At 44.6% G+C, this 294-nt stretch carries 1 protein-coding gene; it reads left to right on the top strand.

The window, feature by feature from the left end:
- Positions 1 to 294, top strand: a 294-nt coding sequence (locus ACVC43_RS00185; RefSeq protein ID WP_452222553.1) for a hypothetical protein, incomplete at both ends; no start/stop codon positions are given.

The raw sequence follows: 294 nt of genomic DNA, 5'->3' as shown, positions 1-294 counted from the left end.
CCAAACGCTTATATAAACGGTACCATAAACATGGAAACCATTTGGGTACGTGTAGAAGACAATGCCACAGGCTGTTACAAAACCGTAGCCTTAGAGTTAATAGTAAACCCATTACCAGTACTGGTACAACCAGACCCACTCGAGCTCTGCGATGTTAACAACCCAGGCGATGAGGTCGAAGAATTTAATTTAGAAGATGCCAACGCCCAGATACTAAACGGGCAAACAGGCATTACACTAACCTATTTTACCACGCAGGCAGGAGCAGACACTAACGATGCCAATGTGCAGATT

The organism is Lacinutrix chionoecetis (genome assembly GCF_053604665.1).
Note: the sequence above shows the minus strand (reverse complement) of the source record. Positions and strands in the feature narration are given on the sequence as shown.